Origin of the sequence: Pseudoalteromonas sp. UCD-33C, assembly GCF_001306895.1 — a bacterium.
In the GTDB taxonomy this organism is placed as follows: domain Bacteria; phylum Pseudomonadota; class Gammaproteobacteria; order Enterobacterales; family Alteromonadaceae; genus Pseudoalteromonas.
In genome coordinates, this window is record NZ_LJTB01000001.1 from 238,409 (window position 1) to 262,978 (window position 24,570).

General features: G+C 42.0%; 20 protein-coding genes and 1 tRNA gene. 7 read left to right on the plus strand and 14 right to left on the minus strand.

Annotated features, from left to right (window positions below; translation table 11 throughout):
- Positions 1-16: 16 nt before the first annotated feature.
- Together AOG26_RS01005 and radA are read right to left on the minus strand one after the other, a co-directional pair.
- Positions 17-949 (minus strand): hypothetical protein, encoded by a 933-nt coding sequence (locus AOG26_RS01005; protein WP_054560822.1) that lies wholly within the window; start codon positions 947-949, stop codon positions 17-19.
- Between the two features lie 50 nt (positions 950-999).
- Positions 1,000-2,385 carry a DNA repair protein RadA gene (gene radA, locus AOG26_RS01010; RefSeq protein ID WP_054560823.1) on the minus strand — a complete coding sequence of 462 codons (1,386 nt, stop codon included), beginning with the start codon at positions 2,383-2,385 and terminating at the stop codon, positions 1,000-1,002.
- Positions 2,386-2,738: 353 nt separating this feature from the next.
- Between radA and AOG26_RS01015 the strand changes: the two genes are divergently transcribed.
- Positions 2,739-5,219 (plus strand): PilZ domain-containing protein, encoded by a 2,481-nt coding sequence (locus AOG26_RS01015; protein ID WP_054560824.1) that lies wholly within the window; start codon positions 2,739-2,741, stop codon positions 5,217-5,219.
- Here the strand turns inward: AOG26_RS01015 and serB are convergent.
- Positions 5,202-6,221, minus strand: a complete 1,020-nt coding sequence (gene serB / locus AOG26_RS01020; protein WP_054560825.1) for a phosphoserine phosphatase SerB — start codon at positions 6,219-6,221, stop codon at positions 5,202-5,204. The genes AOG26_RS01015 and serB overlap by 18 nt on opposite strands.
- A 125-nt stretch (positions 6,222-6,346) precedes the next feature.
- Between serB and AOG26_RS01025 the strand changes: the two genes are divergently transcribed.
- Positions 6,347-6,967 (plus strand): AhpA/YtjB family protein, encoded by a 621-nt coding sequence (locus AOG26_RS01025; RefSeq protein WP_054560826.1) that lies wholly within the window; start codon positions 6,347-6,349, stop codon positions 6,965-6,967.
- Here AOG26_RS01025 and AOG26_RS01030 read toward each other — a convergent pair.
- The 4 genes from AOG26_RS01030 to prfC form a co-directional block, all read right to left on the minus strand.
- Positions 6,934-7,707 carry a TatD family hydrolase gene (locus tag AOG26_RS01030; protein ID WP_054560827.1) on the minus strand — a complete coding sequence of 258 codons (774 nt, stop codon included), beginning with the start codon at positions 7,705-7,707 and terminating at the stop codon, positions 6,934-6,936. The genes AOG26_RS01025 and AOG26_RS01030 overlap by 34 nt on opposite strands.
- The gene (gene pdxH / locus AOG26_RS01035; protein WP_054560828.1) at positions 7,708-8,346 is read right to left on the minus strand and encodes a pyridoxamine 5'-phosphate oxidase; all 639 of its coding nucleotides are present in this window, start codon (positions 8,344-8,346) and stop codon (positions 7,708-7,710) included.
- Between the two features lie 429 nt (positions 8,347-8,775).
- A complete protein-coding gene (argS, locus tag AOG26_RS01040) occupies positions 8,776-10,518 on the minus strand; it encodes an arginine--tRNA ligase (RefSeq protein WP_054560829.1) in 1,743 nt (580 codons plus the stop codon).
- A 61-nt stretch (positions 10,519-10,579) separates the two neighbouring features.
- A complete protein-coding gene (gene prfC, locus AOG26_RS01045; RefSeq protein WP_054560830.1) occupies positions 10,580-12,163 on the minus strand; it encodes a peptide chain release factor 3 in 1,584 nt (527 codons plus the stop codon).
- A 251-nt stretch (positions 12,164-12,414) separates the two neighbouring features.
- Here prfC and AOG26_RS01050 point away from each other — a divergent pair, with 251 nt between their 5' ends.
- Entirely contained in the window at positions 12,415-15,069 is a 2,655-nt protein-coding gene (locus AOG26_RS01050) for a hybrid sensor histidine kinase/response regulator (protein ID WP_054560831.1), read from the plus strand.
- Here AOG26_RS01050 and rimI read toward each other — a convergent pair.
- From rimI to guaB, 5 genes are all read right to left on the minus strand, one after another.
- A complete protein-coding gene (gene rimI, locus AOG26_RS01055; RefSeq protein ID WP_054551230.1) occupies positions 15,066-15,512 on the minus strand; it encodes a ribosomal protein S18-alanine N-acetyltransferase in 447 nt (148 codons plus the stop codon). The genes AOG26_RS01050 and rimI overlap by 4 nt on opposite strands.
- Positions 15,499-15,801 carry a hypothetical protein gene (locus AOG26_RS01060; RefSeq protein ID WP_054551229.1) on the minus strand — a complete coding sequence of 101 codons (303 nt, stop codon included), beginning with the start codon at positions 15,799-15,801 and terminating at the stop codon, positions 15,499-15,501. The genes rimI and AOG26_RS01060 overlap by 14 nt, the downstream gene beginning before the upstream one ends.
- Positions 15,802-15,869: 68 nt before the next feature.
- Positions 15,870-15,946, minus strand: a tRNA-Trp gene (locus AOG26_RS01065).
- Positions 15,947-16,092: 146 nt separating this feature from the next.
- Positions 16,093-17,670, minus strand: a complete 1,578-nt coding sequence (guaA, locus tag AOG26_RS01070; protein WP_054551226.1) for a glutamine-hydrolyzing GMP synthase — start codon at positions 17,668-17,670, stop codon at positions 16,093-16,095.
- Between the two features lie 100 nt (positions 17,671-17,770).
- On the minus strand, positions 17,771-19,240 hold the full coding sequence (guaB, locus tag AOG26_RS01075; protein ID WP_054560832.1) for an IMP dehydrogenase: 1,470 nt from the start codon (positions 19,238-19,240) through the stop codon (positions 17,771-17,773).
- 134 nt (positions 19,241-19,374) lie between these two features.
- Here guaB and xseA point away from each other — a divergent pair, with 134 nt between their 5' ends.
- Positions 19,375-20,709, plus strand: a complete 1,335-nt coding sequence (gene xseA / locus AOG26_RS01080; protein WP_054560833.1) for an exodeoxyribonuclease VII large subunit — start codon at positions 19,375-19,377, stop codon at positions 20,707-20,709.
- 2 nt (positions 20,710-20,711) lie between these two features.
- On the opposite strand, the gene AOG26_RS01085 is transcribed toward xseA, so the two are convergent.
- The gene (locus AOG26_RS01085; RefSeq protein ID WP_054560834.1) at positions 20,712-21,302 is read right to left on the minus strand and encodes a hypothetical protein; all 591 of its coding nucleotides are present in this window, start codon (positions 21,300-21,302) and stop codon (positions 20,712-20,714) included.
- A gap of 86 nt (positions 21,303-21,388) precedes the next feature.
- Positions 21,389-22,213, minus strand: a complete 825-nt coding sequence (gene cysE / locus AOG26_RS01090) for a serine O-acetyltransferase (RefSeq protein WP_054560835.1) — start codon at positions 22,211-22,213, stop codon at positions 21,389-21,391.
- A gap of 341 nt (positions 22,214-22,554) precedes the next feature.
- On the opposite strand from cysE, the gene AOG26_RS01095 reads away from it, so the two are divergent.
- From AOG26_RS01095 to AOG26_RS01105, 3 genes are all read left to right on the plus strand, one after another.
- Positions 22,555-22,956: a hypothetical protein gene (locus tag AOG26_RS01095; protein ID WP_200907849.1), complete on the plus strand. Its 402-nt coding sequence runs from the start codon at positions 22,555-22,557 to the stop codon at positions 22,954-22,956.
- A gap of 3 nt (positions 22,957-22,959) precedes the next feature.
- Complete coding sequence (locus AOG26_RS01100; RefSeq protein WP_054560837.1) at positions 22,960-23,277, plus strand: helix-turn-helix transcriptional regulator; 318 nt, start codon at positions 22,960-22,962, stop codon at positions 23,275-23,277.
- A gap of 330 nt (positions 23,278-23,607) precedes the next feature.
- Positions 23,608-24,549 (plus strand): GGDEF domain-containing protein, encoded by a 942-nt coding sequence (locus AOG26_RS01105; RefSeq protein ID WP_054560838.1) that lies wholly within the window; start codon positions 23,608-23,610, stop codon positions 24,547-24,549.
- The last annotated feature ends 21 nt before the right edge of the window (positions 24,550-24,570 follow it).

The window sequence follows — 24,570 nt, forward strand, 5'->3', positions numbered from 1 at the left end:
CAGGTGGGGCTTGAACTTATTCGCCACTTGCTTGTAGATTGATAAATTTTGCAAGCTCTTCTGGTTGACCCATCAGCATTTGAATTTGCTGATTAATCTCCATCATAGTCTTACCTTCTGGTAATTTAGCTGACACAGAAAAAGACGATAAACCATTCACAAAGTTACTAATCGCTGTTGCAAGTTCTTCGCTTACTGGCACTTGCTGTAATTGCATCGCAACGACTTGCTCAAATTGTTCATGCGTCATACCTTGCGCAGTTAAGAAGCTATCAACGACCGCTTTAAGCTCACCTTCATCAGCAATCGACATATTGATGCTACGTGGCTCTAACTGCGTGAGTGCTGCCATCATCTTTGATTGCTGTTGTAGCTGCTGCTCTAAAGTAAGCTGACCACCAGCTGCTTCATTTTGCATCTGGCTCACAGCGAGTGATGCTTCCATCAGCGCTGTGGTTTTAGCTAAACCAAGATTAAAGTTAACGTCAGCCACCTCATTTGCAGTCACTTTAAGAGCAAAGTCGCTGTCGCCTGAAGCTTTATTATAATCAAGCGATGAGTCAACGTTATAGCTTGTTGATGCTAGCTTGTTATTAGAGTTTTCTGGCAGCTGCGCTAAAAATTCATCGCTAAAACGAAAGTTTTTCATAACAAAACCAGTGTGTGGCGGCACTGCATCTACTTCGTAACCCGACACATCAATGCTATCAATTGTTGCAACAGGCTCATTGCTTAAACTATTTGAAACCGTGATCTCTGATAACTGCATGCTGCTATCAAAAATACTGGCTGAGATATCGCTGTATTTAATTTCTACACCGCTTTGGATTGATAACGCACTAATTTGCTTATCAACCACCTTTTTCACTTCCTGTGTAGCTGCGTAATTTGCGTAAGCTACGCCACCGACAGCCGCAGCAACAACCGCTGCAATAATTAACTTCTTCATTTTATTTCCTTTAATTGGTGTAAATTTTTTATCAGTGTATCAAATTGTATTTAGTTTATTAACGACAATAGCTCATGCACGGTTTTTACTGGGGTGATCTTAGCACCAAGGCCTTCCATTGATTTATGGTAATTACGATATGGAATAAAGATCTCAGTAAAACCGTGTTGCGCAGCTTCTTTAACTCGAGGTACGCCGCTGTCGATTGGTCTTACATCACCATTTAAACTTAGCTCACCCATAATACAAGTGGTACGCGGTACAACAAATTCGTTCAAGCTGCTTAAAAGTGCTGCTACCAATGCTAAATCGATACAAGTCTCTGACTCATCGATTTTTAAACCACCAACAATGTTGAAAAAAGTATCGTGGAAGATTTTTGTTTTTGTGTGCTTACGTAAAATACCTGTTAGCATCTTGATACGATTCATATTCAAGCCAACACACACCCGCTGCGGGAATTCGGCTTCGGTTTCTGTGGTTAAACATTGTATTTCGAGTAGTAAGTTACGGTTACCTTTACGGATACAAGTGATAGCAGAGCCCGGAGACTCGGTACTAGAACCAGATAAAAAGATTTCGCTTGGGTTATCAACGCTGAGCATTCCGCGCTCGCACATTCTGAAAATACCCACGGTATCGATATCGCCAAAACGGTTTTTATTAGCACGCAGTGTTCTGACTTGGCCATCGTTAGTATCGATATGTAATAAAGCATCGACTATGTGTACAAGTGTTTGCGGCCCAGCAATTTCGTTATTTTTGTTTACATGAGCAATGATGAACATAGTGACATCATTTTGCTTACAGTATTGTGTTAGTGCCTGAGCTGCACTTTTTACCTGTGAGGGTGAACCAGGGCTACCATTTGCCGTTTCTGTTACCACGGCCTGAATTGAGTCAATAACCGCGAACTTAATTTTGTTTTTATCAAGCTCTTCAATGATGGCTTCAACACTGGTTTCAGACAGCAAGTAAAGCTCATCTTCGTTGTAATCTAAACGTAAGCGATTCACACGGTTTTTGAACTGCGATAGAGACTCTTCGGCTGTGCAGTATAAAGAAGGCATTAGCTTTGACATACGTGCGACTAAATCTGACAGCAAGGTGGTTTTACCGGCACCTGGGTCGCCAGAAATAATGTTAACAGAGCCTGTGGTTACGCCACCACTTAGTACTCTGTCTAGCTCACCTATTTCCGTGAGGCGTTTTTCGGCCTCAGTGGTCGCAACTTCATTGATTTTCTTTGAGCCACCGCTAGCGATACCGGCATAGCCTGCCACTGCCGCACGGCTTGCCGCTTGCTTCGATTGCCCCGCTGAAGGCTTAAATTCTGCCAGCGTATTCCACGCTCCACACTTACACTGACCTTGCCAGCGTTGATAGTTCATGCCGCACTCAGTGCAGACAAATTCGATTTTTGCTGATTTTGCCATTCGGCCTTACCTATTTTGGTCGCTGTTTTGTGACTATTTCTGTATTTTCAAGCATATAATAGCTAAAGTAAAACATATGACTCAGGTAATTAAACTAGAGTCACTTTTGTAGTCACAAAAGATAATATGCTGTAACTTGCCCCATGAAAAACGCTTAATCATGCTAAGTGCTTAATTAAGAAATGGTTAAGGGCACAGTTTTTGCTTACAAATAAAACTTTACAGTGCTTGCCATTTAATTGGCGAATACATATAACAATAACTAATAAAATAAAAAACTAGTTACACTGCTTTGGCTTTCAATAGCCCGCTAGTATACCTACTTTTTTAGATAGACGGTGATGGTTTTATAAATGGCTGAAGACATACTGCTTAAATATGAAAGCCTAGTTGAAGAACTAAAGGCACATTTAGGCACTCCCCAGTTCGACAAACTGTTTAAATCAAAGACAGCTAGCTTAACTAAGCCAGAGCAGTTTCTGATCAAAATGGAAATGTCGCGCTTATCTCAGCCTGTAGCACGCTTTATTGATTTACGTGGCCAGGTAACCGGCCAAGTGAAACCCTACGAATATGATGGTAAGCAACACTTTATGGACGATACCGCCATTGAAGTGTTTGAAGATGCTATAAAGCGCCACGGTGGTTACACCCTTGCCGTTTACGAAGCGGTAATGAATACCGAAAACAATCACCGCGTAATGCAAAAAAAAGCCGCTGAACAAGCTTTAACTGACGATAGTACCACGACAGAGCAGTCTGCTAAGGTCATTAAGTTTGCATCCTATGAAAGTCGCCGCGAAGAGCGGATGAACTACTCAATTAAAATTACCGTTGAACTAGATAAAGACAATAAGGTTGCAGCAACTACCTCGGACATCTCTTTAAGTGGCGCAAAAATCAAGTTAGCACCACGGTATAAAGTTAAAAAAGGCCAATTAATTGGTCTGCGCTTAGTTGGCCTAGAGCAAGATTTTGAACTGGGCTTAAAAAACGGAATTCAATACGAAGTGGTTGCGGTAGAAAAAGTATCCCGTGAATACAACCATGTACGCTTAAAGCGCACCTTTATTGAAAATAATGATAAGTTTGATGAGTTCTTAGAAAGCTTTATTCACGGTAATAAACGTCGCTATAAAGTGAACTTAGACAATACCTTAGATGCGGTTGTATCGAAAGGCTACGAGCAATACTACATTCCACGTGTTACCTCGCTTTATACTTTTTTGAGCTTACAAGGCGACAAGCTTTATCCTAGCCTTGCGTTAACCACAGAAAATAACATTTTTATTCAGCGCTATTTTTGTGATGAGCGTAAGTTGTCATGCTTATATAGCATTATAAATCAGCAACGTTTAGGTCACTTGCTCAGTTCACCAGATGCGGTAAAAGAAGAATACCTGTACACCTTCACTCATACCGTTGCTGGCAAAATTTATTACTACTCAGCTACACGAACTGAGCTTGATAGCCAACCACAACTGAGAGATTTATTTTTCGGCTTTGGTAGCCAAAAAGACAGTTGGCAATGCTTTAAGCTTCAGTTGATGCCAAGCCATCCGGAAGATTCGTATATTCCGCTGTCGCTACCAAGCAGTGCTGGTAAAAACATCGAAAAACTAAATAAGCCACCGACACCACGGGTGCAGGGGTTGATTAAAGATGTTAAATATCTACTGATTTTGACCTCGGTGGGTACTAAGTTTGAACAACAAACATACCAACAGCTTGATTATAATAAAGATGCGGTAAACCAACTTAAACAGTTTGGTCACAGTAAGCATAAAACGCCTCCTCATTTAGAGCCTGTGGCACTTGAGTATGTGAACCTTCGTGCTCATAAACGCTATTTATACAAAACAGCTATCAGCATTGAACATCATGAGCAAACAATTACAGGTCATACTCGTGATTTGTCTGTGATGGGCTTGCAAATTGAATGCGACCAACCGGTTGAGTTCAAAAAAGGCGATATCATCAAACTAAACTTGCCTGATTTGCAAAAAATTACCAAAAAGCACGATTTAACAAATCTGGCTTATGAAGTAATGGCTATAAGTAAATCACTGACAACAGTAAATTTAAAAGTGCATAAAGTTGGTGACTTACCGCATATGGCGATTAAGTTTTTCACCGTATTAATCGATAACAACAAAGACAAATTACGTGTTTGTGAAGAAACCCCTAAAATTCCGGGGCTATCAACTGCACTCAGAAATATGGTGACCAAAAGCGTATGCCAATTCCCGTTTTATTTACATAAAGAAGCTGCCCACTTTAAAGCTGGCGCTATTGGCCAAGGCTTATATCCAAGCCCTCTTCATGTACTACTACAAAATTTTGCGTTATTGAACGAAACAACCAGCATCGACGGATTCTTATCAACGGATCAAATTACAGAAGTGATCACCCCGTTGATCAAAGACCGTAGTCGCCAAGATCCACCTCTGCCATTTACCCTATTTGTTCGCTTTGATCCGCGCCAAGCCGAAATAAGCGATGCAATTACCAGCCGCTGTATTAGTGAAGATGATTACAAACCACAAACTTTGTTTGTGAAAAAAGCGCTGAAAAACGATTTAGTCTTTGTATTTCGTTTATATGTATCACGAACTGGTCGCCCTGATATTGATTACTTAGCGAATGAACTCAAATATATTAGTCAGTACGCATTACATAAAGCAAAAGACTTAGAAGAAGCACTATGGGCAGTAGCTGGTGTGGGTGATTTAATTGATATAACCGAAGAAGCGCTTACCCATTTTGATATTGACCAAAGGCTGATCAATGAAATGAGCAAACGCAAAGCGACTTGGTTAAAGCGAGTAATCTAACGGTAGAGAGAGTAAGTAAGCAACTTGCAGTAATGAGCCTTCATTAATTGCAGTTTGTGCTTGCTCAACTACTTTAGGTTTACCATGCACAGCAACACCAAGCCCTGCCGCAGCCATCATTTTCAAATCGTTCGCACCATCACCCATAGCAACAGTTTGGCGGTTGTTTAATGTAAGCTTTTGTTCGATTCGTTTAAGTACACGGGCTTTTTCCTCAGCATCAACAATCGTGCCTATGACCTTGCCTGTTAAACAGTTATCTTTAAATTCAAGGGTATTGGCATGCACTTCATCTAAATCAAGCAGTGACTGTACTTGCTCAGCAAATGGCACAAAACCACCTGATGCTATTGCTAAATGCCAGTTATGCGCTTTTAGGTATTGGCATAATTCACTCACGCCCGGCATTAGCGGTAAACGCGCTTTTAAGCCATCAATTAAGTCTACATCGATACCTTCAAGCTTAGCGACACGTTGCTTTAAGCTTTGTGCAAAATCCAGCTGACCGGCCATTGCTTGTGCGGTTACAGCGGCAACTTCGTCATAAACATCGGCAAGGCGCGCTATTTCGTCGATGCACTCGATAGTAATGGCTGTTGAGTCCATATCCATCAGCAATAAACCTGGTTCATTCACTGTTGGTGGATTTGTTAATTGCACCAGTTGAATACCCAATTGCTTAGCAAACTCAACTAATACCAAAGGGCTTAGTGCTGTTGTTGTATCGCTATGAAAGCTCCACGCTACTGGCATATCTGAGATTGGCTGATAACAACAAAGCGATAAATTGCTAAACCCTTGCGCTGCTAAAAAATCGCTAATAGCAAGTAATTGCTCAGCATTAAGCTCATTACCAAAGGCAACACTGAACACGCCTTGATTTGCTTTTGGCGTAAAGTCTGTTGTAATAAGGTGTTTGTTTTCAATTTTATACCAGCAATTTAGGCTGACTTGTTCTGCTAAATTTGCTGAAGGTGTAGCAGCTAAGCTAAGCTGTGACATAGTGGCTCCACATTAGACTTATGTCTGTCCTTGGTCGTGCATTTGGCACTCGCACTCAAGGGGCTGTTAAAGTTATCATGTTGTACCATCAAATTTAAAAGCTGTCAGTAACGTATACGGTGACTATGAAAAATAACCAACTTAAAATTCCCTTTTCAGCCACTTATCGCCAACGTGTTGTGCGCTTGAGCTTGGCTGCAGCCTGTTTTGTGCTGTTAAGTTGGGTTGCCATGAATAGTAGCTTTCAAAGCCACCAATTACTTTATGATAGTGCTGACAGCACCGCGATAAGCTTAACCAAGTTTATGGCACTAAATGCAAAAACCCCACTGCAAGAAAAAAACAAACCAGAGTTAAATGCTTTGTGTAATCATATTGCTGAAGATGAGTATGTTTTAGCGGCAACGATTTACGATCAACAAGGTATTCAAATTGCGGCCAGCGATAATTGGCAAAGTCACCACACTTTTGGTTTATTACCTGATTCAACGCCGGGTATCAGCAAACTTAAAACCCCATTTGTAGAGCCGGTGATAAGTGATGATGAAAGGCCAATTGGCTTTGTGTCGATTACCTATTTAACGCAGGCTTCTATTGCAACCAGCCACAGTAGTTTTCATGATTTAGGTCGCCAAGTGTTATTAATGTTAGTGATCACCTGTATTTTTACTTGGCAGCTAGGGCGCGGCTTAAAACACTGGCAAATCAACCGTTACATCAAAAAAAGTGCAGAGCAAGAATCATAAAGTTCAGCAGCCAATTTCTGCTTTGTATCGCCTGTAACGCCTTTAAGCTCACATAGATGAGCAAACACATCGCGCACCTTAAGTGGTGTATTAATCTGCCCTTGAAAACCAGCTAGCGGCATTGATGGCGAGTCGGTTTCAAGCACTAAATACTGCGGTTCAATTGTGCTTATAACTTTACGAGTTTTAGCAGCGCGCGGGTAACTAATCACGCCACCAACACCAAGCTTAAACCCTTGTTTAATATAACTATGAGCTTGTTGCTCTGAACCTGAAAAGGCATGAATAACACCTCCATACTTTGGCTTGCAGCGCTTAAATGAGCGAGCAATTAAGTCATGGCTTTGTCTGTGATGTACAATCAGTGGTAAAGCGAGTTGGTTGGCAAGCTCTATCTGCCCTTCAAAAAGCTGCGTTTGTTTATCGAGGTTGTCGATACTGCGATCAAGTCCGCACTCACCGATGGCAATAAACTGCCCAGTATGGGTTTTCGCTAATTGCTCTAGTTCAGCGAGGTGATGAGCTTGGTGGTCAGATAAAAAATAAGGATGTAAGCCTAAAGCAACTGAAATACTTGGCTCTGATTTAGCAAAAGAGAATAGTTTTGTAGATTGTGCCAAGCTCACACCCGGCACAATAAAATGCTCGATCCCTACTTGCTTGCATGCCTTGATGAGCTCTGTGCGAGTCTCATCAAATTCGCCAAAATCAAGGTGGCAGTGGGAATCGATAAAACGCATTTACGGATTTAAACGACCAAACTGCCAACTACCGTCAGCTTGGCGTTGATACATAAAGCGGTCGTGTAAGCGGTGTGCCCCACCTTGCCAAAATTCAATTTTAGTAGGCTCAACACAATAGCCTCCCCAAAAATCAGGCAATGGAATTTCACCCTCTGAAAACTTTTGCTTCATTTTCGCAAATGTTTCCATTAGTACCTTACGCGATGACACAGGACGACTTTGCTGAGATGCCCATGCAGCTAACTGGCTTTCTTTAGGACGCGATAAAAAGTACTTAGCCACAGCAGTTGTTGGTAAAGGTTTAGCTTCACCATAGACAATGACTTGCCGCTCCATGTGGTGCCACGGAAAGTGGAGAGAAATTTTGTTATTTCCTTTAAGCTCCTGCGCTTTGCGCGAGCCGGTATTGGTAAAAAACACAAAGCCATTTTCATCAAGATGCTTTAACAGCACAATACGCTGTGAAGGCTGACTATGTTCATCAACCGTTGCGACGACCATCGCCGTAGGATCAGGCAAATTAGTGGCAACAGCTTGCTCAAGCCATTTTTCAAACTGCTTGATTGGAGACGCATCAAGCATGTCTTCAGATAAACCATCCTGTAAATATTCACGGCGAATATCTTCAAGTTTCATAAAATTCCCTCTATCGCTACTATCAGCTATCAGCTATCAGCTATCAGCTATCAGCTATCAGCTATCAGCTATCAGCTATCAGCTATCAGCTATCAGCTATCAGCTATCAGCTATCAGCTATCAGCTAAAGATTAATCAAGGTTATTGAGCTGTCAATTTTGTTGGGTTTCGCTGCGCTCTACCCAACCTACGAAGCTAGGTTCTAGGTTCTAGGTTCTACAAGCTACTCCCCTAGCGCCTAGAGTCTAGAGCCTTCGATTTATGTTGGGTTTCACTGTGCTCTACCCAACCTACGAAGCAGAATTCACCTAAGTAGTTTAGCCTAAGATAAGGCGGAAAACCGACTTATCCCTATGAGCATACGTGTTTTGTATGTGATTAGGGTCAGTCGGTTTGACAACGCAGTATTAGGTTAAAATACGACGGTGATTACATTTGCTCCATGACTTCGATACCTAAAAGATCCAATCCTGACTTCAGTGTCTTAGCAACCAAATTACACAGTACTAAACGGCTGTCACGAACACTTGGCTCTACGCCTTCTTTTAGAACTGGGCATGCTTCATAGAACGTCATGTATAGGCTTGCTAGTTCGTATAGGTATCCACATAATACGTGCGGTGTCGCTTCGCTGATCATTAGATCGAGTACTTCTTCTAACTGAAGAAGTTTAAGTGCCAGCGCTTTTTCTTGTGGCTCGTTGATTGCAATATCTGCTGTTAATGACGCAGCATCGATACCTGATTTACGGAAAATACTGCGAACACGTGTGTATGCATATTGTAAGTAAGGCGCTGTCGCACCTTCAAAGCTCAGCATAGTGTCCCAGTTGAAGATATAGTCGCTAGTACGGTGCTTAGAGAGATCCGCATATTTTACTGCGCCAATACCTACTTTACGGGCAATTTCGCTACGCTCTTCGTCGCTTAAATCTGACTCACGCTCAGCAAGCTTAGCTGCGGCACGAGTGATTGACTCTTCTAGCAAATCAGCAAGCTTAACGGTACCGCCAGTACGTGTTTTGAATGGCTTACCGTCTTCACCCATCATGGTGCCGAATGGGCAGAATTCATAACTTGTTTCATCACGTAATAAACCGGCTTTACGTGCTGTTAGCTCAACTTGATTGAAGTGTAAGCTTTGACGTGCATCTACAAAGATTAGGATACGATCAGCACCCAGTTTATTAGAACGGTAATCACAAGCAGCTAAGTCGGTTGTCGCATATAAGAAACCACCACCTGATTTCTGTACGATAAACACTGAAGGCTCACCGTCTTTGTTAGCTAGTTCATCTAAGAACACCACTTGCGCACCATCAGACTCAACAGCAATATCTTTGTCTTTTAAAAGTGCGATGATGTTTGCAAGTTCGCTGTTGTATGCACTTTCAGCCATGATATCATCTTGCGTAAGTGTGACGTTTAGACGCTTATAAACTTCTTCAGAATGCTTTACAGAAGTGGCAATGAATAACTTCCAAAGTTTTTCACAGTGTGCGTCGCCGCCTTGTAATTTAACAACGTAATTACGGGCTTTGTCGGCAAACCCTTCTTCATCATCAAAGCGTTTTTTCGCATCACGGTAGAAGGTTTCAAGATCGGCCAGCGCTACAGACTCTAAGTCTACACCTTGGTTGATTTGATCTTCTAAGTGCGCGATTAACATACCAAACTGAGTACCCCAGTCACCCATATGGTTTTGACGAACAACTTCATCACCACGGAACTCAAGGGCACGAACAACTGCATCACCAATGATGGTTGAACGTAAGTGGCCTACGTGCATTTCTTTAGCAAGGTTAGGTGATGAGTAATCAACAACTACTTTTTGTGCTGTTGCATGTGGCGCAACTGCTAGCTTTTCGTCTTCGTTTGCTGCTTTTAAGCTAGCTGATAAAAACTCAGGCTTTAGGTGAATATTGATAAAACCTGGGCCCGCGATTTCAGTTTTTTCTGCGATATCAGCAAGGTCTAGGTTATCGATAATTTTTTGTGCAAGTTCACGCGGGTTTGATTTTAATTTTTTAGCCGCGCCCATTGCGCCATTGATTTGGTAATCACCAAACTGTGGACGTGTACTTTGTGTTACCGCTGGGTTAGTGTCTTCAGGTAACCCTGCTGCAACCATAGCAGCAATTGCTTTGTCGATTAAAAGAGTACGAATATTCATTGTAATTTTTACCTTTATGGCCCGCTGTACGGGCACTTAAATTTGAAGCAGACTTAGCGTATTAGTTTTCGCGCGTGTGGTTAAACTTGATATCTGGATAGCGTTCCATCGACAAGTTTAGGTTTACACGGCTTGGGGCGATATAAGTAAGGTTATCGCCACCATCAAGCGCTAAGTTGCTTTCGCACTTACGCTTAAACTCTTCAAGCTTTTTGGTATCGTCTGAGCTTACCCAACGTGCAGTGTTAACACTCACACCTTCGTAAATCGCATCAACGTTGTATTCTGCTTTTAAGCGCGCAACAACCACATCAAACTGTAGTACACCGACCGCACCAACGATTAGGTCGTTATTGATAAGCGGTCTAAATACTTGCACAGCACCTTCTTCAGATAACTGAACTAAGCCTTTTAACAATTGCTTTTGTTTTAATGGATCTTTTAAGCGAATACGACGGAATAATTCTGGCGCGAAGTTAGGAATACCACCAAACTTCATTTTTTCACCTTGCGTGAAGGTATCACCAATTTGAATTGTACCGTGGTTGTGTAAACCAATGATGTCACCTGCGTAAGCATCTTGCGCTCGTTCACGGTCACCGGCCATGAAGGTTACCGCATCAGAAATACTGACTTGCTTACCAATACGCACATGATTCATCTTCATACCTTGGCTATATTTGCCAGAAACAATACGCATAAAGGCGATTCGGTCACGGTGTTTAGGGTCCATGTTCGCTTGGATTTTAAATACGAAACCAGAGAAGTTATCTTCAGTTGCCGCTACTTGGCGGTCTTCTGTTTCACGTGGTAATGGCGCAGGAGCCCACTCAGTTAAGCCATCAAGAACATGGTCAACACCAAAGTTACCAAGTGCTGTACCAAAGTAGACTGGTGATAATTCGCCAGCTAAGAACTGATCTAAATCAAATTCGTGTGATGCACCAATTACCAGCTCTAGCTCTTCACGAAGCTGCTCAGCAAGTTCGCTACCAATCGCAGTATCAAGCTCAGGGTTATCTAAACCTTTAATAACGCGCACTTCTTGAATTGTGTGGCCTTGACCTGTGCTGTACAAAATCGTTTCTTCACGGTGAATGTGGTAAACACCTTTAAACTCTTTACCACAACCAATTGGCCAAGTTACCGGCGCACAGGCAATGTTTAGCTCAGTTTCAACTTCGTCTAATAACTCCATTGGATCACGAATATCACGGTCACACTTATTCATAAAAGTTACGATAGGTGTGGTACGTAAACGTGTTACTTCCATTAATTTACGAGTACGATCCTCAACACCTTTCGCTGCGTCGATTACCATTAGGCATGAGTCAACCGCAGTCAGTGTACGATAAGTATCTTCAGAGAAGTCTTCGTGTCCTGGAGTATCAAGTAAGTTAACTAGACGCTCATTGTAAGGAAATTGCATAACAGACGTAGTTACCGAGATACCACGTTCTTTTTCCATTTCCATCCAGTCTGATTTTGCGTGCTGGTTTGAGCCACGACCCTTTACGGTACCCGCTTTTTGAATCGCTTGTCCGAATAACAGAACTTTTTCTGTAATAGTGGTTTTACCCGCATCCGGGTGCGAGATGATCGCAAAGGTGCGTCGTTTATTAATTTCGGTAGTTAAATTAGACATGTAAGCTGCTTTTAGTCATAACAAAGCGCACTTAACTGCCTTATAAATTATAAAGCTCGGTGCGCACTGTAAAAATAAAATAGAATTGCCAAGTATTATACCTTGTTTGTCTTAGCCAAAAAAGCAGCGATTGTAAGTAATTATTCACCTTTCGTTGCGGATTTTCGTTGTTCACTTTTTTGCTAAGCTTGTGTAATCAAGTTGTAACGCATACTATTGATAAATTGCACGGAGGGATATCAATTTAGGTCATGAAAACCAGTAAGCTCAGTATTCGATTATTATGGTATATCACACCATTAGTGATCTTACCTTTGTTGTTTTTAGGTGGCTTTACGTTAACCAATGTGACCAATTCAACAAAAAAACAAGCTGAGCTGATTGTCAGTCGCTTTGTTGAGCAACAGCAGCAAAAAATCTTCAATTACATTGACTCATTTCACTCGATTACCCGCTTGCTTTCGACCTCCCCTGTATTAGCAGACTTTTTAGCCCGCGAACCTGAATCAAAAAATCAATACATTGAACGCCTTGGCGAATTAATGAATGTATTTGCAAGTTATTCAGAAGCTTACCCTGACATTGTAAGTATTAACTATGTTGCCCCAGATGGTAAAAGCGATGCATTTTATTCAAGCCAATTAACTCCTGCGCCGAAAAGTTACCCGTTTTTTGATCAAGTACTGCAATCAAATTTGCGCCAACAGCAATTTATGATCTCCAAAGAAGATGGCTCGACTAGCCTGTACTTTGTGCACCCCATTTATAATATCGATTACTACTTAAAACAGCCGCAGCAACTTGGGTTCATTGTTGTCCATGTTGAACCATCGATATTAAATGCCAGTATTTTAGAAGCGCCTTTTAATAACACCCTAAATTTGTTTTTGACTACTAAAGGGCAAATTTTGTTTAGCTCAGACTATGACTTACGTGGCAGCTACTTAAGTGAATACGAGCTTGAACAAATAAAGAGTTTGGCCGATTACGGCAAACTAGCCAGTATTGAGCTGTCGAGTATCGATAAAGAAGAGCGCATCATCTACGCGGTACAAATGACCGACGGTGATTATTTTATTTCAACCACTCCCAAAGATTTGTTGTATCAATCAGGTAAAGCCATCAGTTTAATTACTGCATTAATTGTTATTATTTCGGTGATTTCACTGCCTATTTTGATCTACATTGTGGTGCGCAACTTACTACTCACCCCAGTCGAACTATTAGGGGCTGCAAGTCATCGAGTTGGTGATGGTGATTTATCGGTGTATTTGCCCGCCCATACAAATGATGAAGTAGGTGTGCTTTTTAATGACTTCAATCATATGGTGAACCAAATTCGTCATTACCAAGACGAGCTTGAAGAATATAAGCATCACCTAGAAGAAAAAGTAGAAAGCCGTACTAAAGCCCTCGAAGCAATGAATAGCAAACTAGAAGTGGCAATTGCGCAAGCTGAACAAGCAAACCAACTGAAAAGCCGCTTTTTAGCGAATATGAGTCATGAAATTCGTACTCCACTTACCGCAATTATGGGCTTTACAGAGCAACTTCTGCACAACAAAGATGCGGTGAATGATGAGCAGCATTTAAGCACCATTTTACGTAACTCTAAGCACTTGCTTGAGCTCATCAATAACATTCTTGATTTATCAAAAATTGAAGCTGAAAAACTCGCCGTTGAACGCGGGCCTTGTAATGTAGTGCAGCTTATTCATGATATTGATTCGATTATTCGACCACTGGCTAATGAGAAGCAACTGGCGTTTAATATCAACTACAAGCTACCAATACCCAAAACAATTAATAGCGATACCACACGTTTAAAACAAATCTTGATCAATATTGCCAGCAATGCGGTTAAGTTCACTGAGAAAGGCAGCATCTCGATTGATATTAGCTACAACAGCGAAAAACAGCATTTACAATTTGCTATTCAAGATACCGGTATCGGTATGTCTGAGCGCGAAGTCGAACGGGTATTTAAACCGTTTGAACAAGCCGATGCGACGACAACTCGCCGCTTTGGTGGTACGGGTCTTGGCTTGTGTATATCGAAGAACTTAGCCCAGTTATTGGGTGGTGATGTACAGCTTATTAGTGAACCTGGAAACGGCAGTTGTTTTACCGTACAAGTTGCTGCTCACTTAAATGCCGAACAGCTTAAGTACGAGGCCTTTATTCATAGCTATGAGCAACTATCGCCAAGTAAAGACGTTCAGCTTTCATTTGCAGCAAACAGTTTTGATGCCAATATACTGGTGGCCGAAGATAACCCAGATAACCAGTTGCTAATAAAACTGCTGTTACAAACTTGGGGGCTTGAGCCAGACATCGCGAAAAACGGTGCAGAAGCAGTAGAAATGGCATTAGTTAATGATTATCAGCTCATCATCATGGATATGCAGATGCCAGTCATGGGTGGCTTAGAAGCAACGCAAATGCTACGTCACGCAGCCTATGATGGCCCTATCATTGCGCTTACAGCCAATGTAATGAAAACCGATGTTGACACCTACATTGAAGCGGGCTGTGATGAAGCACTCGCCAAACCAATCGACAAAGATGCTCTAGAGCAAGTGCTTGTAAGCTACTTACACATTGAAAAAGACAGTCAAAACAAGTGGGAAAACTTACTAAAAAGTGAAAAGTTCCAACAAATTAACGACAACTATCGCTCAAAATTACCTGATTACTTAAGCCAAATAGTACAGTTGTATCGCGCTAAAGAATGGGAAGCGCTACGTTCATTAGCACACAGCTTAAAAGGCAGTGCGGGGTGTTTTAGTTTTGAAGCTATTCACAAGACAGCTGGTCAGCTTGAAAATGCGCTACGCAGTAATCAAACTGAACAGGTGGAGCAATGCTACGATGCGCTTATCAATGCCCTTGAAGAAGCATTTTAAAGGCTAAAGCTCATACCCATTAAAATTGCGTCTTCGTTGCCTGTCGCGGTTGGATAGTAGTTCTTACGCACCGACATATGTGAAAAGCCAGCACTTTCATACAGGCCAATAGCAGGAGCATTCGACTCACGCACTTCTAAGAATAGGTTTTCGGCTTGGTGCTGCTCGCCGTGCTCAATAAATGCATTTAACAACTGCTTAGCAATGCCCTGCCCTTGGTACTTCGGCGCAACACAAATATCCATTAAAGTGTAATCTGGGCCTGCTTGTTCACCAATATAAAAACCTAGCATCTCATCACCTTGAAAAGCGGCCAGGTTAAAATAACGCCCAGCTAAACACGACAGCATGGTTTTCTCTGTCCACGGGTGACTATGGCAGGCGTTTTCAATAGCCATTAACTGGCTAATATAGGTTGCATCTACAGGTTTAAAGCTTATCAAGTTGTTCACCGATTAAAGACCAAAGTTGTTTTTTCTGTTCGCCATTGAGCTTATCGCTTGGTAAGCCTAAGCAGCCCTCTTGCCAGCTAATACTCGTTGCTTTAACGATTTGAGTAATAACTAACGGCGCAAATGCTTTTTCGAGGTCTTGGTGAAACTGTAACGGAAGCGTCAGTGTTTCTTGTTGAGTGTTTGGTATCTGTTCGCCAGAAGTATCAGGCGCAGTTCGATAGTGTTGATTCAACTCTAAAGATTGTACAGAGAATATCGCAGCGTAACTTGGATTCATAACAACTCAATCATGATTAAGAGCAAGTAATATAGGGAGATTTGCGATTAAAGTAAAGAAGGAAGAAATGGCAGGGGCGGAGAGATTCGAACTCCCAACCGTCGGTTTTGGAGACCGCTGTTCTACCAATTGGAACTACGCCCCTGCAATGACGACGAATTATATAGAGCTTTTTTCAAAGGTAAAGTAAAAAAACACAGTTTTTAGTTTAACTGCTTCTTAAATAAACAAAACGGCGAATTAGCAAGCTAATTCGCCGTTTTTGTACCAATTCAGGTCAGAATAATAAAATTATTCCCACTCGATTGTTGCCGGTGGCTTACCTGAAATATCGTAAACAACACGTGAGATACCATCGATTTCGTTGATGATACGGTTAGAAACCACACCTAAGAACTCATAAGGTAAATGTGACCAACGTGCCGTCATAAAGTCGATTGTTTCTACACAACGTAGCGATACAACCCAGTCGTATTTACGCGCATCACCCATTACACCGACCGATTTAACTGGTAAGAATACAGTGAAGGCTTGACTTACTTTGTGGTAAAGCTCAGCTTTGTGTAGTTCTTCAATGAAGATAGCATCTGCGCGACGTAGTAAGTCACAGTACTCTTTCTTGATTTCACCAAGTACACGAACACCTAAACCAGGACCCGGGAATGGGTGACGGTAAAGCATGTCGTATGGTAGACCAAGCTCAAGACCAATTTTACGTACTTCATCTTTGAATAGCTCACGTAACGGCTCAACAAGACCCATTTCCATGTCGTCTGGTAAACCACCTACGTTGTGGTGAGACTTGATTACGTGTGCTTTACCTGTTGCTGATGCAGCAGATTCGATTACGTCTGGGTAGATAGTACCTTGACCTAACCATTTAGCACTTTTCAGCTTTTTAGCTTGCTCGTCAAAAACTTTAATGAAGGTATGACCAATCGCTTTACGCTTATCTTCTGGGTCTGACTTACCTGCTAAGTCTGCTAAGAATTGATCTTCAGCATCTACTTTAACAATGTTTAGGCCAAACTTGTTGCCGAACATGTCCATAACTTGCTGACCTTCGTTTAAACGAAGAAGACCGTTATCAACGAATACACACGTTAGCTTGTCGCCGATTGCACGGTGAATAAGCATGGCAACAACAGATGAATCAACACCACCTGATAAACCTAAGATAACTTCGTCATCACCTACAGTTTCCTTAATACGCTCAATAGCATCGTCGATGATTTTAGCTGGTGTCCATAGTTTTTCACAGCCACAGATATCAATCGCGAAGCGCTCAAGTAAACGTAAACCTTGATGAGTATGAGTTACTTCTGGGTGGAACTGTACGCCGTAAAAACGTTTTTCTTCCCAAGACATTGCAGCATGTGGACATGTTGAAGTTTTAGCAGTTGTTTTGAAAGTCTCTGGTACTTCCATAACTTTATCGCCATGGCTCATCCAAACGTCTAGTACGCCTGCACCGCCATCAGTAATGTGGTCTTCGATAGCATCGAATAACGCACAGTTACCTACTTTTTCAACTTGCGCATAACCAAACTCTTTCTTATCAGAGCTGTGAACGCTACCACCAAGTTGCGTTGCCATTGTTTGCATGCCGTAACAGATACCAAGTACTGGAACGCCTGCGTTAAATACATACTCAGGAGCACGTGGGCTGTTTTCAAGTGTTGTAGACTCAGGGCCACCCGACAAAATAATACCTTGTGGATTAAATTCGCGGATTTGCTCTTCAGTTACATCCCATGCCCATAGCTCACAGTAAACACCAATCTCACGTATACGACGTGCGATTAACTGTGTGTATTGCGAACCAAAATCTAAAATGAGAATTCGTGAATCGTGAATGTCTTTGCTCATGGAGTATCTCGTTAGTCAGGAACTGCTCTCCCAAAGGGAGATGATCAATAAATTAGGGCTAGCAAATGCTAGCCCATGTAATTTCAATACCTTAAGGTAATTAACCTAAGCGGTAGTTTGGCGCTTCTTTAGTGATTTGCACGTCGTGAACGTGTGACTCACCCATACCAGCTGAAGTTACGCGAACAAATTGAGGTTTAGTATTTAACTCTTCAATTGTTGCACAGCCTGTTAAGCCCATTGCACTGCGAAGACCGCCCACTTGTTGGTGAATGATTGTCGCGATAGGACCTTTATAAGCAACACGGCCTTCGATACCTTCAGGAACAAGCTTGTCTGCTTCGTTCGATTTTTGGAAGTAACGGTCTGATGAACCTTCTTTTTGGTCCATAGCACCAAGGCTACCCATACCACGGTATGATTTGTAGTAACGACCTTGATATAGCTCAACTTCACCCGGTGCTTCTTCAGTACCGGCTAACATTGAACCCACCATTACACATGATGCACCAGCAACAAGTGCTTTTACGATGTCACCAGAGAAACGGATACCACCGTCAGCAATAACAGGAATATCACGGCCTTTTAAGCCTTCAACTGCGTCAGAAATAGCAGTAATTTGTGGAACACCACAACCTGTTACGATACGAGTAGTACAGATAGAACCAGGGCCGATACCAACTTTAACAGCATCAACACCCGCATCAGCAAGGGCAATCGCGCCTTCAGCTGTTGCAACGTTACCTGCTACGATTTGTAGATCTGGGTATGCTTGACGTGTTTGTGCAACACGGTCGATAACACCTTGTGAGTGGCCATGTGATGTATCGATAAGTAATACGTCAACACCTGCTTCAACAAGTGCTGCGATACGCTCATCAGTACCCGCGCCAACACCAACAGCTGCACCTACACGTAGACGACCTTGATCGTCTTTACATGCATGCGGCTTGTCTTGTGCTTTTTGATAATCTTTTACAGTGATCATGCCTTTAAGTTTAAATGCATCATCAACTACGAGAATTTTTTCGATACGGTGCTCGTGCATTAGACCTAAGATTTCATCACGGTCTGCACCTTCTTTAACAGTCACTAACGATTCTTTTTTCGTCATTACTGTAGAAACAGGTTGCTCAAGTTTCGTTTCAAAACGCATATCACGGCTTGTCACAATACCAACAAGGTTATTGTCAGCGTCGGTTACAGGGAAACCTGAAAAACCTTTGTCTTCTGAAAGCGCGATAGCATCAGCAATTGTAAGATCCGCAGTCACAGTAACAGGGAAAGAAACAATGCCCGCTTCGTAAGTTTTAACTTTACGAACGTTTTTAGCTTGCTCTTCAATTGTCATGTTTTTGTGGATGAAACCTAAACCGCCCTCTTGCGCTAAAGCAATCGCTAAGCGTGCTTCTGTTACAGTATCCATAGATGCTGAAACTAGCGGCAAGTTAAGATTGATACCACGCGTTAAGCGAGTTGAAATATTTGCCGTGTGTGGCAAAACAGTAGAATGACCTGGTACTAAAAGTACGTCGTCAAAGGTAAGAGCTTCTTTAGCGATTCTTAGCATAGTGCAACTTCTCACATGTGGATCTGAGTATAAGGAATTGCGGCCAAATTTTATCAGCGTTGTGAGCACGAGTAAATAAAATTATTCATTTATTTGTGTTAAAGTACACAGAGAATTTTTTACTGGGGTTTTTAATGGCTTTTACGCAATCAACACAGCCTGTTTACACGGTCTCGCGCCTAAATAAGGAAATTCGCCATGTTCTTGAACAAGGCTTTTCATCGCTTATCTTAAATGGTGAAATTTCTAACTTTATAGCCCCAGCATCTGGACACTGGTACTTTACGTTAAAAGACGACCGAGCACAGGTAAAAGCGGCAATGTGGCGCGGCAATAATCGCGGCCAAACTTTTCGCCCGAGCAATGGTGCACAAGTAACTGTGCGTGCCCGCGTATCTTTATATGAACCTCGTGGTGATTATCAGCTGATTGTTGAGCATATGGCCCCTGCAGGTGAAGGCTTATTAAAGCAAGAATTCGATGCGCTAAAAATGCGCTTAGCTGCCGAAGGTCTATTTAGCTCAGCCCATAAAAAACCATTACCAACCAATATTAATCGCGTTGGGGTGATCACCTCAGCCACAGGTGCGGCTATACGCGATATTCTAACGGTACTTAAACGCCGTGCTCCGCAGCTTGAAGTCGTGATTTACCCAGCTATGGTGCAAGGTGCAGATGCCCACAGCCAATTAATAGAAAAAATAAACATCGCCAATCAGCGCAACGAAGTAGATGTGCTTATATTAGGTCGTGGTGGTGGTTCACTCGAAGATTTGTGGTGTTTTAACCATGAGCAACTAGCTCGCGCTATTTTTGAAAGTCGCTTACCTATTGTTAGCGCCGTTGGTCACGAGGTCGATACCACAATTAGTGATTATGTTGCCGATATTCGCGCCGCAACACCTTCTGCAGCCGCCGAGCTAGTTAGTCCAAATACCGAAGAGCTACATAACAAAGTTACGCAGTTAGTTAGGCACTTAAATCATGCCTTTAAACACTCTTTAGCTGTAAAACGCAGTACTGCCACTCAATTTGAGCATCGCTTGCAGCTATGCCATCCCCGTAATCAACTCAATCAACAAGCGCAAAAACTAGATGAACTTAGTTTGGCCTTACACAGCGCAATGAGTGGCAAAATCCAGCGATATGAGCGAGTACTTGCTAACCTAACACCACGCTTAATGCAAAGCTCTCCTGAAAAGCAGCTAGCGAAAAGCGAGCATCAACTGGCGCAATTGCATGCCCGCCTCACACAAGCGATGCAGCAACAACTTTCAAGTTCTCGAAACCAGCTTTCTTTACAAGCGAGCCGTTTAGATTCTGTGAGCCCACTCAGTGTGTTAGCACGTGGTTATAGTATTACTAAAAACCAGCACGGTAGTGTAGTGAAATCGGTTAACGATGTAAGTTCTGGTGAGCTTATAACCACCGAGCTTGCAGATGGGCAGCTACAATCAAAAGTTGTATAAAATTACTGCGTGCTTGCGATGATTGTTAGACTATCGTCACTTGAGGTGGTGGAGGTAAATTTAAATTGCTTCCACCAGCTTTGTTCCATCATCTTATCGGTCATGTTACGCCAATAATGACTTGGCAAATCATCAACATCCTCTGGTTGCAATAGCTTAAACTGACACACAGAGCTTTTGCATGTAGAGACACTGAGCTGTGGTTGCACTGGTAAATCGGCCATGATTAAAAAATCACTCATGGCTGTTTCAACTTGGTAGGCCCAAGCCTCATCCCGAGATTGCTCTTCTAACAAGGTATAAAGTTCATCCAGGTGTGAGTCGATTTGCTGAGGAGGTATCGCACTTGAACGGTAACTAGCAATCACAGCTTGTTGATTTTCGACTTGTAACTTTAACTCTGCTATTTGTTGCTCAAGCTCGCTTTTGCTATCAGCTACTGAACTATCTGAATTAACTTCAGCGACTTGTTTATTAATAACAGGCGCTATAGCAGTGGCTTGCTGCTCTGGTGCTTGAACTATTTGTTCTTCAACAAATTCTTGCTGATAAGTGTGTGGCTGTTGTTGTGGGTCTGATTGAAAAAGTGACATAGCGACAGCGCCACAAATAAATGACGCTGTAACTGCTAATCCGAAGGATAACTTAGACAATTCCATTGCTCTTTTAAAGTGTAAAACTACAACATAGCACTGGTGTGGGAGGCATTACTAGCGGTAGTCGTACCATCATCTAAAAAGTTTTGGTTCATGCTCTCTGCTGGACAGGGACAGCTCGGTTTGCCGACCACTTTTGCAGGTACCCCAACCACAGTTGTATGTGCTGGAACTGCACTTAACACGACAGAGTTTGCACCAATACGCGCCCCCTCTCCTACTTCGATATTACCTAGTACTTTTGCACCTGCGCCAATCAAAACACCGGCGCGAATTTTTGGATGGCGGTCACCTTGCTCATTACCCGTACCACCTAAGGTTACAGATTGTAGAATCGATACGTTATCTTCAATAACTGCTGTTTCACCAATTACAATCCCAGTTGCATGGTCAAACATAATACCATGACCAACTTTACAAGCAGGATGGATGTCAACGCCAAATACTTCTGAGGTTCTGCTTTGAATGAAGCGAGCAAGCTCTTTTCGGTTTTGTTGCCATAAACAATTTGCGAGTCGGTGTGCTTGTATTGCATGGAAGCCTTTAAGGTTCAAAATAACAGTTAAGTAACTATCGGCCGCAGGGTCGCGATCTTTAACTGCTTTTATGTCATGAGCCACATGCGTCAGCATTAGATCACATTTAACAAAGGCTTGGTCGAATAATTCACGGATAGTAAATGCTGATACCACCGCATCTGCAAGTTTATTTGCCACAATAAAGCTCAGCGCCGAACCTAAGCATTCATGATTTAACACACACGAATAAACGTGACTTGCTAAAAGCGGTTCACGGGAAACGACTTCGTTTGCTTCATCTCGAAGCTTTTGCCAAATTTCATGACGCATAATATTGCCTTTCTGGTTGTACCTAACTGCTAAGCCTTAAGTTTAACGGATTTGTAGCAAGATGTACTAACCCGTTGTTTATTTGTTCTGGTTATATCTAATAACCAGAGTAACAATACCTATTTTTACTCTTTTTGCTGTGCTTTTTTGCCAATCGCATATGACAGTAGCAAATTCTAACTCTAGCCTAGCAACTTAATTAAAGTGCTTATTTTTCAATAACAAGACAGATATGACATCTTGTCTGTCATATGCCAAAATAGGCACTGACATATCGCTGACGGCGTAAAAAACAAAAATAATCATTAAATTTACATCATCAACTTAACAAGGAAACGATGATGAAAAACGACGTACTAAACTCACACAAGCTAGGTTATAAATTTTACTTTCAAGATGGTGACAACCAAGTCGCATGCTTTGGTCATATCATGAGCGGTAAAGAAAAAGTATATGTAAACGACGAATTGGTTAGTGAAAAACGCAGCTTCGGCTTTAAAAGTCATCATGACTTTAGCTACCAAGGTAATGCTTATGCAGTCAAATTCGAGATGCAGAATATACTGACAGGCAAGCTTGAATGTTCGTTTTATAAAGCAGACAAATTAGTTAAACAGAGCACACAAACCTCACTTACTGATAATCCAAAACAAGTGGCTTTGGTTACCTTGGGCTGTTTTATTGGTGGGGCAATATCGGGTTATGCTGTCGTTACTTTTATTGAACCATTTCTTGGGAAGTAAGTAATGCAACTGAACCCCAATACAATAAAAGCACTTAGGCTTAAATTCGATTGGACACAGCAGCAACTAGCCGATGCCAGTGATGTAAGCCTACGTACCATTCAACGAGTTGAAAAAGAAGGTGCGGCATCAAAAGAAACCACTATGAGCCTATGCGCAGTTTTTGAAGTGCGCCAAGGTGAGCTTATTAAGCTCGATGACGAAACACCAGAACAAAGCACAACACATGCAGTGAGTAAGCAAAATCTCGCTGCAATCGTAGCGGCTTCTTCGTTTGTAAGTTTTGCGCTTGGTATGGCAACGGTATTTGTTATTTTTTAGGAGTGATAGATGACCAAAGAACAACGCGGCTACGCTACACTTATCGGCTTTGTAATAGCAACCATGCTATTTGCACTAGCAGTTAAAATTGGCGCAATGCTTTAGCATTTCTAAGCATATAAATAAAATATAACTGTCAGAACTGAGCGTTGAGCTAGGTGCTGGCAGTTTTTTCATATCAGCACCTACAGATATCTGTAGATATCTACTTTCAAATAGCCAAGCTATAAGTAAAAGACAATACCTTATTAATTGTTTTTTATGTAAACCACGGTGAAAACCCAGCATTTATTGCTAATCTTAAAAAAGTGACAATGGCTAGGAACTAATGTGGTTGAATCAAGAGAGTTTCTAAAATCAATACTCGATACGATCTCTGAGCATATTGTGGTGATTAATGACTCGGGTGATATCAAGTTTGTAAATCGAAGTTGGCAGACATTTGGCGATGAAAATAATTGCCAGTGTAACACTCAATGGGAAGATCAAAACTACCTTGCTATTTGCAAATCAGCTGCTGCCAATGGCGATGAATTTGGTGCAAAAGCCTACACCGGAATAAACCAAGTTATCACTCAACAGCTCGCAGAGTTTTACCTCGAATACCCTTGCCACAGTGATACCGAAAACCGCTGGTTTATGATGCGCGCAGTGCCTTTAAAACTTGGCACAGCAGGTTATGTTGTGATCAGCCACTTGAATATTACCGAACGTAAAATCGCCGAGCAGCAAGTACAAGAACTCGCCCGTATCGATGGCCTCACACAAATAGCTAACCGACGTCATTTTGATGATTTTTATAAACAGGAATGGAGTCGCTGTGCACGTTTAAAGCACCCCTTGTCGTTAGCCATGATCGACCTTGATAACTTTAAGTCTCTTAATGACAACTTTGGTCATCTGGTGGGTGATATTTGCTTGAAAGAAGTGGCAAAACTATTACCAGATTATACTCGCAGACCTGGTGACTTGTGCGCTAGATACGGCGGTGAAGAATTTGTACTGGTACTTGGTAACACGCAAAGCCATCAAGCACAAAAACTCGTGACGCGTTTTATGGCAGCGATAAATACGCTTCAATTACCAGAGCTTGCCGGTCATCCCTTGACGGTTAGTATTGGTTTAGCAACTATCTGCCCTAGTAGCATTGATGATGCCATGTTACTCATTGAAATGGCTGATAGTGCGCTTTATCAAGCAAAAGAAGCTGGCCGAAATCAGCTTGTGGTTGCTGATAACATCGAGCCATTAAACATAGAAAAATGCCCCTGATTAGGGGCATTGATTAGAGCC